The sequence below is a fragment of the Flagellimonas flava genome, from assembly GCF_050617915.1.
GTDB lineage: Bacteria > Bacteroidota > Bacteroidia > Flavobacteriales > Flavobacteriaceae > Flagellimonas > Flagellimonas flava_A.
In genome coordinates, this window is sequence record NZ_JBODQE010000157.1 from 1 (window position 1) to 240 (window position 240).

Below are 240 nucleotides of genomic sequence, written 5' to 3' on the forward strand. Positions count from 1 at the left end.
TACGTAGGCGAATGGAAGGATAATCAGCGTCACGGTGACGGAGCATTTTACTGGGCAGATGTACAGCATTACACAGGATCCTACGTGAATGACAAGCGCTCGGGAGAAGGGACCTACCACTGGCCCAATGGAGAAAAGTTTGTCGGTCTTTGGAAAGACGATGAACGCATGGGGGAAGGGGCTTTCTACGGTAAAAAAGGTGATATTGTGGCCAGCGGCGTTTGGGAAAATGTCGAGTTG

At 50.4% G+C, this 240-nt stretch carries 1 pseudogene; it reads left to right on the forward strand.

Annotation, left to right across the window (positions count from 1 at the left end):
• Positions 1–240 (forward strand): annotated as a pseudogene (locus ACRHOZ_RS21375) (hypothetical protein); the annotation flags it as partial.